The 12,310-nt window shown below is 37.3% G+C and carries 12 protein-coding genes, 2 pseudogenes and 1 other annotated feature; of the genes and pseudogenes, 8 read left to right on the top strand and 6 right to left on the bottom strand.

What is annotated here, in order from left to right:
- The first annotated feature begins 68 nt into the window (after positions 1-68).
- From J3U91_RS05230 to J3U91_RS05215, 4 genes and pseudogenes are all read left to right on the top strand, one after another.
- The gene (locus tag J3U91_RS05230) at positions 69-806 is read left to right on the top strand and encodes a gamma-glutamyl-gamma-aminobutyrate hydrolase family protein (RefSeq protein WP_002820430.1); all 738 of its coding nucleotides are present in this window, start codon (positions 69-71) and stop codon (positions 804-806) included.
- A gap of 53 nt (positions 807-859) precedes the next feature.
- A pseudogene (locus tag J3U91_RS05225) lies at positions 860-1,132 on the top strand (family 1 glycosylhydrolase); the annotation flags it as partial.
- Between the two features lie 81 nt (positions 1,133-1,213).
- Positions 1,214-1,846, top strand: coding sequence for a uridine kinase (gene udk / locus J3U91_RS05220; RefSeq protein WP_002816360.1), 633 nt, complete (start codon positions 1,214-1,216; stop codon positions 1,844-1,846).
- A 76-nt stretch (positions 1,847-1,922) separates the two neighbouring features.
- Entirely contained in the window at positions 1,923-2,264 is a 342-nt protein-coding gene (locus J3U91_RS05215) for a DUF1304 domain-containing protein (protein ID WP_002820429.1), read from the top strand.
- A 111-nt stretch (positions 2,265-2,375) separates the two neighbouring features.
- Here the strand turns inward: J3U91_RS05215 and J3U91_RS05210 are convergent, their stop codons facing one another.
- Positions 2,376-2,624, bottom strand: coding sequence for a GlsB/YeaQ/YmgE family stress response membrane protein (locus J3U91_RS05210; protein ID WP_002820427.1), 249 nt, complete (start codon positions 2,622-2,624; stop codon positions 2,376-2,378).
- 354 nt (positions 2,625-2,978) lie between these two features.
- Between J3U91_RS05210 and pdxS the strand changes: the two genes are divergently transcribed.
- The 3 genes from pdxS (at position 2,979) to J3U91_RS05195 (ending at position 5,552) form a co-directional block, all read left to right on the top strand.
- A complete protein-coding gene (pdxS, locus tag J3U91_RS05205; protein WP_002820425.1) occupies positions 2,979-3,863 on the top strand; it encodes a pyridoxal 5'-phosphate synthase lyase subunit PdxS in 885 nt (294 codons plus the stop codon).
- An 18-nt stretch (positions 3,864-3,881) separates the two neighbouring features.
- Positions 3,882-4,457 carry a pyridoxal 5'-phosphate synthase glutaminase subunit PdxT gene (pdxT, locus tag J3U91_RS05200; protein WP_002820419.1) on the top strand — a complete coding sequence of 192 codons (576 nt, stop codon included), beginning with the start codon at positions 3,882-3,884 and terminating at the stop codon, positions 4,455-4,457.
- 93 nt (positions 4,458-4,550) lie between these two features.
- The gene (locus J3U91_RS05195) at positions 4,551-5,552 is read left to right on the top strand and encodes a choloylglycine hydrolase family protein (protein WP_002816428.1); all 1,002 of its coding nucleotides are present in this window, start codon (positions 4,551-4,553) and stop codon (positions 5,550-5,552) included.
- Positions 5,553-5,585: 33 nt separating this feature from the next.
- Here J3U91_RS05195 and J3U91_RS05190 read toward each other — a convergent pair whose 3' ends face one another.
- The 5 genes and pseudogenes from J3U91_RS05190 to J3U91_RS10035 form a co-directional block, all read right to left on the bottom strand.
- Positions 5,586-6,053 (bottom strand): hypothetical protein, encoded by a 468-nt coding sequence (locus tag J3U91_RS05190; RefSeq protein WP_004269271.1) that lies wholly within the window; start codon positions 6,051-6,053, stop codon positions 5,586-5,588.
- A gap of 56 nt (positions 6,054-6,109) precedes the next feature.
- Positions 6,110-6,259 (bottom strand): hypothetical protein, encoded by a 150-nt coding sequence (locus J3U91_RS05185; RefSeq protein WP_226489918.1) that lies wholly within the window; start codon positions 6,257-6,259, stop codon positions 6,110-6,112.
- A gap of 83 nt (positions 6,260-6,342) precedes the next feature.
- Positions 6,343-6,591 (bottom strand) — a binding site (T-box leader).
- Between the two features lie 846 nt (positions 6,592-7,437).
- Positions 7,438-8,076, bottom strand: coding sequence for a 3,4-dihydroxy-2-butanone-4-phosphate synthase (gene ribB / locus J3U91_RS05175; protein ID WP_002816426.1), 639 nt, complete (start codon positions 8,074-8,076; stop codon positions 7,438-7,440).
- A 170-nt stretch (positions 8,077-8,246) separates the two neighbouring features.
- Positions 8,247-8,651: pseudogene (locus J3U91_RS10040) on the bottom strand (SDR family oxidoreductase).
- Between the two features lie 14 nt (positions 8,652-8,665).
- Entirely contained in the window at positions 8,666-9,016 is a 351-nt protein-coding gene (locus J3U91_RS10035) for an SDR family NAD(P)-dependent oxidoreductase (RefSeq protein ID WP_004269280.1), read from the bottom strand.
- 187 nt (positions 9,017-9,203) lie between these two features.
- On the opposite strand from J3U91_RS10035, the gene J3U91_RS05165 reads away from it, so the two are divergent.
- Positions 9,204-12,299: a beta-galactosidase gene (locus J3U91_RS05165; protein ID WP_002820417.1), complete on the top strand. Its 3,096-nt coding sequence runs from the start codon at positions 9,204-9,206 to the stop codon at positions 12,297-12,299.
- The last annotated feature ends 11 nt before the right edge of the window (positions 12,300-12,310 follow it).

Genomic DNA, 12,310 nt, shown 5'->3' with positions numbered 1-12,310 from the left:
CACTGGATTTTGTTTTTCAGTGCTTTTAGTTTATTTTTTTTAGAAGTTTTGTTAAAATTGCCTGAATCATGAAAAAACCAATAATTGCAATCACTTCAGATATTTCTCGTTTTTCCTCAATGTCATCCAATGACCAAGCAATCGACTATGCCCCAAGAGACATCATACGAGCTATTTATAAAGTTGGTGGAATTCCAATAATTTTGCCTTCGCCAACATATGTCGAAGATACAAATTTTGAAGCTCTGCTTAGTACTTTTGATGGTCTTTTGATTCCCGGTGGTCCGGATATTGATCCAAAATTTTTCAAAGAGGAAGCTATTCCAGAAATCGGAGCTACTTTTTACGAACGAGATCAATTTGAAATACCTTTGATCCAAGAAGCTCAAAAATACGGCAAAGCGATTTTAGGAATTTGTCGGGGAATCCAAGCGATTAACATTGCTTGTGGTGGCAATGTATATCAAGATCTAGCGAAGCAATATTCAAATCTAAAAATTAAGCATCGTCAATCTCCAACCGAGGGATCATTCCCAACTCATAAAATTAAAGTTGAAAAAGATAGTCGACTGGCAAAAATAGTCGGTTATGAGAGTTTTGTTAACTCTCGCCATCACCAAGCCATTAAAGATTTAGGAAAAAATTTGAAAATTACGGCAACTTCCAGTGATGGCGTGATCGAAGGAATAGAATCAAAGAATTCCGATAGAATCTTAGCGGTTCAATGGCATCCGGAAAGTATGTGGCAGGTTTTTCCTGATCAATTAAAGTTGTTTGAAGACCTAGTCAAAAGGGCAGGCAACTAATGCAAACGAAAGAAGAGAATAAACAAAAATTAGATTTTTGGAGTACTGGATAAGGTCGCATTCACGATTCTTACCGAATAGACTACCTGCGTCAACATATTGAACAAATGAAAGAAGCCATCAGCGACGGGGTCGATCTAATGGGATACACAATGTGGGGGCCGATTGACTTAATAAGTTTTTCGACTTCAGAAATGTCTAAACGCTATGGTTTTATCTACGTTGATCAAGATGACGGTGGTAAAGGAACTCTGGATAGGATTAAAAAAGATTCCTTCTATTGGTTTAAAAAAGTTATTGCTTCTAATGGAGAATATTTATCTTAAAAAGTTCTGATAAGCAGAACTTTTTTGTTTTACAATTTTTTTCTTGACACTTACTCAAGAGAATAGAAAAATAGACAAGTAATGCAAAATGATAAAGATCAGCCTATAATCATCATCGGAATCACAGGTGGGTCGGGTTCCGGAAAAACATCGATCGCTCGAGATATTCACAACCAATTAAAAAAACAATCTGTGGCTATTATTCCTCAAGATGCCTTTTATAACGACCAAACATCAATGTCGATCGAGCAAAGAAAGAAGATCAATTACGATCATCCGGATTCTTTTGATAGCGACTTGTTTTATAACGATTTATTAAAATTAAAAAATAGGCAAAAAATCCAACTACCAATTTACGATTATGAAAAATATACTCGTTCTAAAAAAACAATTTTAATTAATCCGGCAAGAGTTATCATTGTCGAGGGTGTCTTATTATTTGTCGATCAGCGAATTAGAAACTTGTTGGATATAAAAATTTATGTAGACGCTGATGATGATATTCGTTTTATCAGACGATTGAAGAGAGATATTTCCGAACGTGGTCGAACGACCGATTCGATCATTAATCAATATTTAAAAACCGTGAAACCAATGTACCATCAGTTTGTCGAACCAACAAAAAGGTATGCCGACGTAATTATTCCGGAAGGTGAGAGTAACCAAGTCGGAATAAATTTGCTAATCAATCAGATAAAGACCATTTTAAATTAGGATATAATCAGGGTTTGGAATTTGGTTTGTGGAAATTGGACGAGGATGACTGTATTTTTAGCTAGGAGATCCTAAAATGAAATTGTTCGCAGATATTTTGATAATCGTTGTGGTGTTGAAGTCATTATTTATTATGCTTTTGGAAGTGTTCGGTACACAAACAAAATTAGCAAGAAACGTCTTTAACTTGAAGCAAAAATATCTATTGCAAAAAGAAGCTCGAATTTCAATGGCCAATCAAGGTCTTTATAATGGTTTTCTCGGAGTCTCAATCTTATTAATTAGATATTATTCTCCTACAAATATAATTTTTCCTGGTTTAATGTTGTTTATTGGTTTTATTGTGATTGCCGCTATTTTCGGATCTTTGACTGCCAATAAAAAATTATATTTAGCCAGGGATTACCGTCGATTTTAACTTTGATTGTTGTTTTCCTGGCGTATCGATAATTAAATAAGTCTAAAAAAACAACTGTTCAAATACAGTTGTTTTTAAAATCCATTTTTTACTAGTTGATCAATAAATAAATCAATTATGTGAACGGCTGAGAATCCAAGAAACAATTACAACGACAATAACAGCACCAATAATCGATGGGATCAAAGCCATTCCGGCAACAACCGGTCCCCAAGTTCCTAATAAACTTTCTCCGAGCCAGGAGCCGACCAAACCAGCAACGATATTTGCGACCCATCCCATGGCTTGGCCCTTACTGGTCAAGGCTCCGGCAATCGCTCCAATAATAGCTCCAACGATTAATTCCCAAATTAAATGCATAAAAAATTCTCCTCTCTCATTTTTTAGCTAAAAACGTCGTGATTATAATAACCACTACAAACCAATTGTAGTCTAGTAAAATCTATCCAACAATTTGGACAAGAAACAACTCAAAATTTCGTCACTGAAGTCCCACTATTTTAAGAAGGGAAACGAGTGACTATTAGATATCTCATTCGTACTAGTCATCAATTAAATTACTGAAAAGCTTTTTTCTGATCGTTATTGAACAGACTGTATTAGAATTAATTTTAATGAATTTATGGATAATTCATTATTTTAACCGATACAAAAGAACGATCGAAAACGCTATTTTATTAGTATCTAAGATGAAAATCTTGACGGAGGAATCAATTGGCTGAAAAAGGAACGAACCTAGTTAAAAGAGGGATGGCAGAAATGCAAAAAGGCGGCGTCATCATGGATGTTGTCAATGCTGAACAAGCGAAAATAGCTGAAGAGGCCGGCGCGACAGCTGTTATGGCACTAGAACGTGTGCCTTCGGACATTCGTAAAGCCGGTGGCGTCGCCAGAATGGCTGATCCCGCAATTGTCGAAGCAGTACAAAACGCTGTTTCAATTCCAGTAATGGCTAAGGCAAGAATCGGGCACATCATTGAAGCAAGGGTACTTGAATCGATGAAAGTCGACTATATTGATGAGAGTGAAGTATTGACTCCTGCCGATGATGTTTATCATATTGATAAAAAAGCATTTACCATTCCTTTCGTTTGTGGTTGCCGAGATTTAGGCGAAGCGGCAAGAAGAATCGGCGAAGGAGCAGCAATGCTTCGAACCAAAGGAGAACCTGGAACAGGAAATATTGTCGAAGCTGTTCGCCATATGCGCTTGGTTAACAATCAGGTTAATAAAGTTTTAGGAATGTCTCCGGAAGAAATTATGGTCTTCGCTAAGGAACTGGGTGCTCCTTACGATGTTTTACTGGAAATCAAAAAAAGTGGTCGTTTACCGGTTGTTAATTTCGCTGCCGGTGGTGTCGCAACTCCAGCTGATGCTGCTTTAATGATGGAATTAGGAGCTGACGGCGTTTTTGTCGGTTCAGGGGTTTTTAAATCGGAAAATCCAGCCAAATTTGCCAAAGCGATCGTCGAAGCGACTACTTATTACAAAGACTACCCTCGAATTGCCGAATTATCAAAAGGGCTTGGTGAACCAATGAAAGGAATTGATATGAGTATTCTTCAACCAGCCGAGCATATGCAGGAACGCGGTATTTGATGGGATGGCAATAAAAATATGACAGTTAAAATTGGAGTTCTTGCTCTTCAAGGAGCAGTCAGTGAACATATAAAGGCCTTAAAAGATTCTGGTGCCGAAACAATCGCCGTGAAAGATGCCAGCCAATTGGAAGAGTTAGACGGTTTGGTTCTACCAGGTGGCGAAAGTACGACGATGCGTCGTTTGATGGATAAATACGGTTTGTTTGATGCGATTAAAATCTTTGCCAAGAAAAAGGCAATTTTTGGAACTTGTGCTGGATTAATTTTGATGGCTAAGGAAATAGAAGGCCGAAAGGGACCCCATCTTGGTTTACTTGATATTGATGTTAAACGGAACGCTTTTGGCAGTCAGGTAGATAGTTTTGAAAGTGATTTAAAAATCGACCATGTTGCTGAATCTTTTGATGGTGTTTTTATCAGAGCACCGTATATTAAAAAAGTTGGACCAGGCGTCGAAATCTTATCAACTTACAATCAGCATATTGTCGCTTGCCGTCAGGGCCGTTTTTTGGCCTGTGCCTTTCATCCTGAATTAACCGGGGATACACATTTTCATGAATATTTTGTGAAAATAACCAAAGAAAACAAATAATATTTTACAAATACTTTCGCTCAGTTTTTAGTGGAGGTATTTTTTTTAGTATACTTGATTTAAGATGTTAATGAAAAAGGAGATTTTAAAAAAATGATCGGATGCACTAGTTTGGTTTTAAATGCTTCGGACAAAACAAGTGTCCTCGCCAGAACAATGGACTTTACGATCGAAATGGCTGAAAACGTTATCTATACGCCAAAAGAGAAGAAAATAACTTCCAGCTACGGAGAAGACAGCTTTTATATCAGTAAACTGGCTTTTATCGGCATGGGCATGCAAATGCCTGATGGACCAGTTACTTTTGACGGTGTAAATCAAGCTGGCTTAACCGCCGCAACCCTCTACTTTCCAGGTTATGCTTCATATAAAAAAGTAAAGGAAGAAAATAGGCTGGCTGTTTCACCCGACAAAATTATCAGTTTTGTTCTGGCTAATTGTGAAACAAATCAAGAAGTTAGAAGAGCATTTGAAACGGATATCACAATAGTTGACCGTCCAAATCCGGTACTTGGTTTAACAACACCACTGCATTATATTTTTATGGATAAAAGTGGAAATAGTTTAATTGTCGAACCAACCGAAAATGGAATCAAAATTTATGATCACTCAATCGGAGTGATGACAAATAGTCCTGATTATCCTTGGCATGAAAATAATTTAAGGAATTATCTTTCAATCAACCCTCATCAATACCAAACAGTTAATTGGCTTGGAAAGACTTTGCAACCATTCAGTCAGGGCTCCGGATCATTTGGTTTACCAGGCGATTACACACCGACCTCCAGGTTTATTCGGGCAGCTTTCCTTAAGAATTTCATCGAAAAACCGAAGGATGAGATTCAGACGATTAACGCCGCGGCTAATATTTTAAAATCAGTCAGTATTCCCAAAGGAATTGTCCTTACTCAAGAAAATAAATCAGATTACACTTGTTATAGCAGCTATATGTCTGCACAAACTCAATCGTATTACTTTGCAACATATGGAAATCAAAGAATCAGAAAAGTTTCCCTGACTGAAAAGTTGCTCTCTCACTCGGATTACTTGTCTTTCCCAGTCAAAAACAATGAAGACATTTTGAATTTGAATTGATTCCATTTTTTCTTAGTTGGCATGGCCAATCGATCACACCCTGCAAACCGAGTTGCTTAACAGTATTTTTTTAACCAGCCATTGCAGGGAGTTTAAGGGATTTCCCAAAACTTCTGATGATTTTCCGCTACCAAGTTCTTTGCCGTTGAGAGTTAAAGTGCAGGCCACGTTTGCTAAGTCATCGACACTAACCTCCCTTCCAGTTGCTTTAGTATAGACAACGCGGCCGCCAACAGCTCCATCAGCAACAACCAAATATTTTGGTAAACTCGCAAACCAATCCTTGAAGCGTGAATCGGGAAGCTCAACACCAGCTGAAACGCTAACTTTATCGAGCAGTTCGGCCAATGAATCACTTGGCAATAGGTTTTCTTTAGCAGTAAAGACCATTTCGACTTCAAGCAAAGGATCCATTAAATCACTGAGTTGAAGACTGGCGTCGTTTTCTAACCAAGCACTTGCTGTTTCAGCACCGTAAAATGGCGAGTCTGAATTAAACATTCGTTGTGTCTGTTCTGACGTTAAACTGACCTTGTAACCTCCAAGGGGTTCTTTTTTTAACTCTGTGAAGGCGTGTTGAACTCGGTAACTTTTTTTTCGTATTCGGTTACTTTTAAGGGCCGCTTGTTTACCAATGCCTGATAAAGATCGTTTGCAACTTCCTTTTCTGTATCGTTTTTTGCAGTAAGTACATCTGTGTCTGACATAAGAATATCTCCTTTTTTTAGAAATAAATAAGCACGTTTAACAAAAGATGATAATAAAAAAACCGCAAAGCAGAAAATCCACTTTGCGGGACGATTAATCGTGTTACCACCCAAAATTCATATGCTGCTCGCGCAACATATCTCATCGCGTACGGAATAAAAACCATTATTCGATACGTTAGCAAGATAATGGTTGCGCCCAATGACGGTTACTGAAATCTTCGTGTCATAACTCCAAGGTGATTTTCGTTTATTACCGAGATGTTTCCTTTCACCTAACAAAACTCGCTAATTCCCAGTAATAAATTACTTTTCCTCATCAATGTCTGTTCTCATTTATTTCTAATAGTTTGTAACTCTAAAACTGTGCTGGATAAATGTCAAGCGTTTTTCAAAAAATAAATCATATTTTTTGATGAGTTAACGAAGATTGTTGATTTTAGAGTTAAAAATATTTTAAATAGACCGCTTTTAATGCCTTAATTCAAGAGACGATATTTTCAATTGTTTCTTAACGTGACGTAGTTACCTGCGGACAATACTTTTTCGGCTTGAAGGAGATCTTTTTCATGTATGAAAGTAAGTTGCAGGATACCGTCGATATCTTCTCTGATTTCCAAAATATGGATATTTACAAGACTTATTTTATTAACAGCAAGCAGCCGGGATTTAATTTTATCTAATTTAAAAAATAGGTCATAAGCAAAATCAAATATTTATGCTGAATATCAATAGCTTTGAATAATATATATTATGTTAACTAAAATTAAAAAAGCTTATTTTATCTTCCTGAAGATTTTCCAGACAAACAAAAATAGAACCTAAGTTCTAAAAAACAACAAGTTAGGTTCTACTTCATGATTAAGGATCTTTATCTTAATGATTCTCTTCATTGATATTTGTGAGTGGAATTCAACATATTTTTTTGCTTCAAATGTCTTTTAACATTAAGCCATAAAAATACTTTGGTTACCGTTTGTATTAATGTATTCTGAATATAATTTGAGATTGACTAAAATTGACTAAACATGAAAGTTTTGATCCAAAAGGATTTTTATTATTCAAAAATTCTAGTAGTGTCAAAAAATTAAGTCATTATTAGGATTCTATGTTTATATTTTTAAAAATTCTTATTGTTCGTAATGTCCAAACAACACTATCGATTTATTTATATAAGATCATAAATCAATCGGATCTAAACCATTTTCACGAATGAATTCTGATAGTTCATCGATTGATAGCATTGGCAGTTGATATTCATTAGACATTTGCGATAAATAATCTCTTCTAGCCATGTGTCCATCCGGTCGTAATACTTCAACAATCGTGCCAACTGGAGTAACTCCGCATAATTTAGCCAAATCGACTGCTGCTTCGGTATGCCCATTGCGTTCCAAAACGCCTCCATCTTTAGCTATTAATGGAAACATATGTCCGGGATGGACAAAATCCCTGGCTTCACAATTCGGATCGCTTAATTTATTAATTGTAGCTGTGCGATCATAGGCGGAAACACCAGTTGTAATTCCACCTATTTCATTTGTACCATCAAGCGAAATGGTAAAAGCTGTTTTATTAGTCTCTGTATTTTTTTCAACCATTGCCTTCAGCCCTAAACGTTTAGCAAGTGCTGAAGTTATTGGTACGCAAACCAATCCTCTGGCATTGGTCACCATAAAATTCATATTTTCAGGAGTCATTTTAGCCCCTAAGCCTAATAGATCGCCTTCATTTTCACGATCGCTATTGTTGACAACAATAATTAGTTTTCCTTTCTTCAACGCTTCAACTGCTTTTACTACTGATGATGAATTCATATTTTAATATCCCCTTTGCAATTAAAATGTAGTGTAAATATTATCACGAGATATAAAAATATAAGCAATAATTAAAATAATTGCTAAAATGCAAAAAAATAACCCCAAAAATAATTTTTTTGAGGTACTTTTTGAAATTTCATTATTAAAAAGATTTTTATTTTCAACAATTAGTAAGCTGTACAAGCACCATCAACCGGTAAAACAGCTCCGTTTACATAAGCTGCCTCATCGGAAACCAAAAACAAAGCGGCATTGGCAATATCTTCAGCGCTTCCCGGTTCAGGCATGGTTGTCATTCCGGTTTGCTGACGTTACATACCAAATTTATCAATATTCGTCATACTTGAAGAAATATTGGTGTTTATTCCTCCGGGTGCAATTGCGTTACAACGAATACCTTCTTTTTCGTACATATACGCAGTATTTTTAGTTAATCCGACCACGGCGTGCTTCGAAGCTGTATAAGCGGCTCCAGCCCGAGCTCCTTGGATACCGCCAACTGAAGCAATATTTAAAATAACCCCATGCTTTTTTGGCAAAAAAAGTTTAACCGCGATTCGACTTGTGCGCATAACACTGACAGTATTCACTGAGAAAACGCGCTCCCATTCTGATCTGAGTCTGTAACATTGGCAACTGGTTCCATATTATCCATGATTCCGGCATTGTTTACGAGAATATCCAAACCATGAAAACTATTTTCAGCACTACTAAATAAATTATCAATATCAGCCTGATTAGCAACGTTAGCTTTGACTGCGATGGCTTCCCCACCAGCTTGTTTAATTTTTTCTACAACCGACTTGACACCATCCTCATTTAGATCACCAGCGATTATTTTTGCTCCTTGACGGGCAAACAATTCAGCAATTGCTTTTCCCATACCAGAAGCAGCACCGGTGATGATTACAACTTTATTTTTTAATCTTTCACTCATATTATTAAGCTCCTTTTTAAAAAATATTTTAAATATAAGTACTGTATCACTTTTCATAATTTAATGTAAACGATTTCATTTTTTAGTCATTAAAAACTTTGTTCACTTGTTTTAGTAATTGAGGTTTGATTTTTATCATGTGAGCGCTTACGATTTTAATATACACATTTAGGATCGAGGCAGCTTAATGACTAATAAAATTTCTTTCCGGGACATCATCAATAGAAAAGATTGGGAAAACCCTGTTATAACCAACTGGCATCGTTTACCGATCCATACCGAAATGAATTACTCTAAAAGCCTTAATGAGGACAAGCAAAAAACGATCCAGTCTCTTAATGGAAATTGGTGTTTCAGTTATTTTTCTAAAGTTACCGATGTTCCTGAAAATTGGGCAGATCGAGATTTAACAAAAAGCAACATAATGCCGGTGCCATCGAATTGGCAATTGCATGGTTACGATCAACCGATTTACTCGAATGTTGCCTACCCTTTTCCAGCTAATCCACCTTATTTGCCAGAGGAAAATCCAACGGCTTGTTACAGTCGTATTTTCCAACTAAATGATGACTGGCTTCAATCAGGCCAAAATCATGTAATTTTTAATGGTGTGGGTTCAGCTTTTCATCTGTGGTTGAATGGCCAATGGATCGGTTACTCGGAAGATAGTCGTTTACCAGCCGAATTCGATTTAACAAAATATTTAAAATCAGGTAAAAATCGAATTTCAGTGATGGTTCTCCGCTGGAGCAAAGGCAGTTACTTTGAAGATCAGGACATGTGGCGGATGTCGGGAATTTTCCGCGATGTCGAAGTTAAACATCTGCCGGCAACATATTTGCAGGACTATCAGCTTCAAACCGATTTAGACGATGATCTTGATCAAGCAAAAATTACAATCAAAGCACAAGTTGCCGGCAAAAATTTTTCACAGAACAAATTACGAACCCGACTATATTTTGCCAATGAAAAAGTTGCCGACCAAAGCAGCAGATTGTCAACAAGGGCAGTTGACGAACGGGGGCCTTTAGACAACCAATTTATTGCCGAATTAAATTTAAAAGATCCATATTTGTGGTCGGCCGAACTCCCTTATCTTTATCAGCTTGTCATCGAATTGCTTACAGATGACGGTGATATACTACAAGTTGAAAAAGTAAATATCGGTGTCCGAAAAGTTGAGATCAAAAATGGCCTCTTAAAACTAAATGGAAAGCCTTTGTTGATTAGAGGAACCAATAAACACGAATTTGATTCCAAGAAAGGTTATGCCGTCGATGAAGAGACCATGATTCAGGACATTAAGGCCATGAAGCGAAATAACTTTAATGCTGTCAGATGCTCGCATTATCCTAATAATCGTCGATGGTATGAACTTTGTGATCAGTATGGCCTTTATGTTGTCGACGAAGCGAATATCGAGACCCACGGAATGGTGCCAATGAATCGTTTGACAAATGATCCGGTGTACTTGCCTTTAATGTCGGATCGTGTGACGAGAATGGTTACACGCGATCGCAATCATCCATCAATTATAATTTGGTCTTTAGGCAATGAATCCGGATACGGCCGCAACCATGCCGCTTTATACAACTGGATCAAACAAAGTGATCTGAGTCGGCCGGTACAATATGAAGGAGGCGGCGCCAATACAGCAGTTACTGACATTATTGTTCCAATGTATGCTCGTGTTGAGCAAGATCAAATAGAATCAGTTAATTCAAAATGGTCTTTAAAGAAGTGGATTGGTCTTCCCGGAGAAACGCGCTCGCTAATTCTTTGCGAATATGCCCACGATATGGGCAACAGTTTGGGTGGCTTCGGCAAATATTGGCAAGCCTTTCATAAGTATCCACGATTACAGGGAGGTTTTATTTGGGATTGGGTCGACCAGGGACTTTTGAAGAAAGATGTAAACGGTAATGACTTTTATGCCTATGGAGGCGACTTTAAAGATCAACCAAATGATCGTCAATTCTGTTTGGACGGTTTGCTTTTTCCCGATCGAACACCGAAGCCGGCGATGCATGAAGTCAAATATTGGCAACAATATTATTTGTTTAATTTGCAGCGAAACCCACTTGGACAGGCTGAAAGTTTCACTGTCACCAATGATTATTCTTTTAAAAAGAGCAGTAATGAACGATTACATTACCAGATTAAAAGCGAAAACGAAATCGTTATTGATAAATATATTGATCTAGTGCTTAATCCCGGTGAATCTTTATTAATAAAATTACCGAAGGGTCGATCTTCGACCAGTTCTTTGCTTGATATAGATATCTCTCTTATCAAGGGAAACTCTTGGGCTCCAAGCGGCTTTAAAATTGCCAGTGAACAATATGTTTTAGCAAAAAAGTTTGGGCCAACTAACGCCGTCACGGCAGCAACGAATAAGATTTCTTTAATCGAAAACAAAGATACCAACACTTTTGAAATCAAATTGGACGATCAAAAGTGGCAGTTTGCTAAAAATTCCGGTTTGTTAGTGAGTTGGTCCAAATCAGGCAATGAGAATTTATTGGACGCGTTACGTGATCAATTTACACGTGCACCGCTTGATAACGACATTGGTGTTAGTAAAGTCGACCATATCGATCCAAATGCATGGTATGAACGTTGGAAATCCGCAGGAATGTATAATCTAAAAACCAATCTTGTTTCAATTGATGCCGAACAACTCGAACGAGCTGTTCTTATTCGAACAGAACACAGTTATTCAAATCATTTCCAGATTCTTTTCAAGAGTTCGAAAATTTATCGAATTGATGCTAACGGGACGATGACCGTTACAGTCGATGTTTCACTGGCTCAGGGAATTCCGTTCCCTGCAAGAATAGGTTTAACTTGTCACTTAGCTGACCAAATAACTGATGTTTCATACACGGGACTGGGCCCATTTGAAAATTATCCCGATCGTCAATCGGCGGCTCAATACGGCCATTGGCAAATGGAATTGGATGATCTTTACACGCCTTATATATTTCCAAGTGAAAACGGTTCACGTGGTCAAGTTAGTCAATTGGAATTTGGCAAGCAAAAAATTTCAGCGTATCATGAGCAAAACTTTTCTTTCAATTTGAGTCGTTTTAGTAAGCAGCAATTAGCCAGGATTTCACATCGAAATCTTTTACAAGCAGAAAATGGTGTCTGGCTGTCGATTGATGGCTATCGTATGGGAGTTGGCGGAGACGATTCCTGGAGCCCAAGCGTCGCTCCCGAATATTTACTCTCGAATAATTATTATCATTATGCTTTCCAATGGTGCAGAAAAGATATCTGAGGAAAATACTA

Source organism: Oenococcus oeni (genome assembly GCF_020510245.1).
Lineage (GTDB): Bacteria > Bacillota > Bacilli > Lactobacillales > Lactobacillaceae > Oenococcus > Oenococcus oeni.
This window is presented reverse-complemented; position numbering and strand designations above follow the sequence as displayed.

Excerpts from the sequence above, each read along its gene's own strand:
- J3U91_RS05195 (WP_002816428.1), top strand. The coding sequence starts at position 4,551 with ATGATCGGATGCACTAGTTTGGTTTTAAATGCTTCGGACAAAACAAGT.
- ribB (WP_002816426.1), bottom strand. The coding sequence starts at position 8,076 with ATGAATTCATCATCAGTAGTAAAAGCAGTTGAAGCGTTGAAGAAAGGA.
- J3U91_RS05210 (WP_002820427.1), bottom strand. The coding sequence starts at position 2,624 with ATGCATTTAATTTGGGAATTAATCGTTGGAGCTATTATTGGAGCGATT.
- J3U91_RS05165 (WP_002820417.1), top strand. The coding sequence starts at position 9,204 with ATGACTAATAAAATTTCTTTCCGGGACATCATCAATAGAAAAGATTGG.
- J3U91_RS10035 (WP_004269280.1), bottom strand. The coding sequence starts at position 9,016 with ATGAGTGAAAGATTAAAAAATAAAGTTGTAATCATCACCGGTGCTGCT.
- pdxT (WP_002820419.1), top strand. The coding sequence starts at position 3,882 with ATGACAGTTAAAATTGGAGTTCTTGCTCTTCAAGGAGCAGTCAGTGAA.
- J3U91_RS05215 (WP_002820429.1), top strand. The coding sequence starts at position 1,923 with ATGAAATTGTTCGCAGATATTTTGATAATCGTTGTGGTGTTGAAGTCA.
- J3U91_RS05230 (WP_002820430.1), top strand. The coding sequence starts at position 69 with ATGAAAAAACCAATAATTGCAATCACTTCAGATATTTCTCGTTTTTCC.
- J3U91_RS05190 (WP_004269271.1), bottom strand. The coding sequence starts at position 6,053 with ATGTTTAATTCAGACTCGCCATTTTACGGTGCTGAAACAGCAAGTGCT.
- udk (WP_002816360.1), top strand. The coding sequence starts at position 1,214 with ATGCAAAATGATAAAGATCAGCCTATAATCATCATCGGAATCACAGGT.
- J3U91_RS05185 (WP_226489918.1), bottom strand. The coding sequence starts at position 6,259 with ATGTCAGACACAGATGTACTTACTGCAAAAAACGATACAGAAAAGGAA.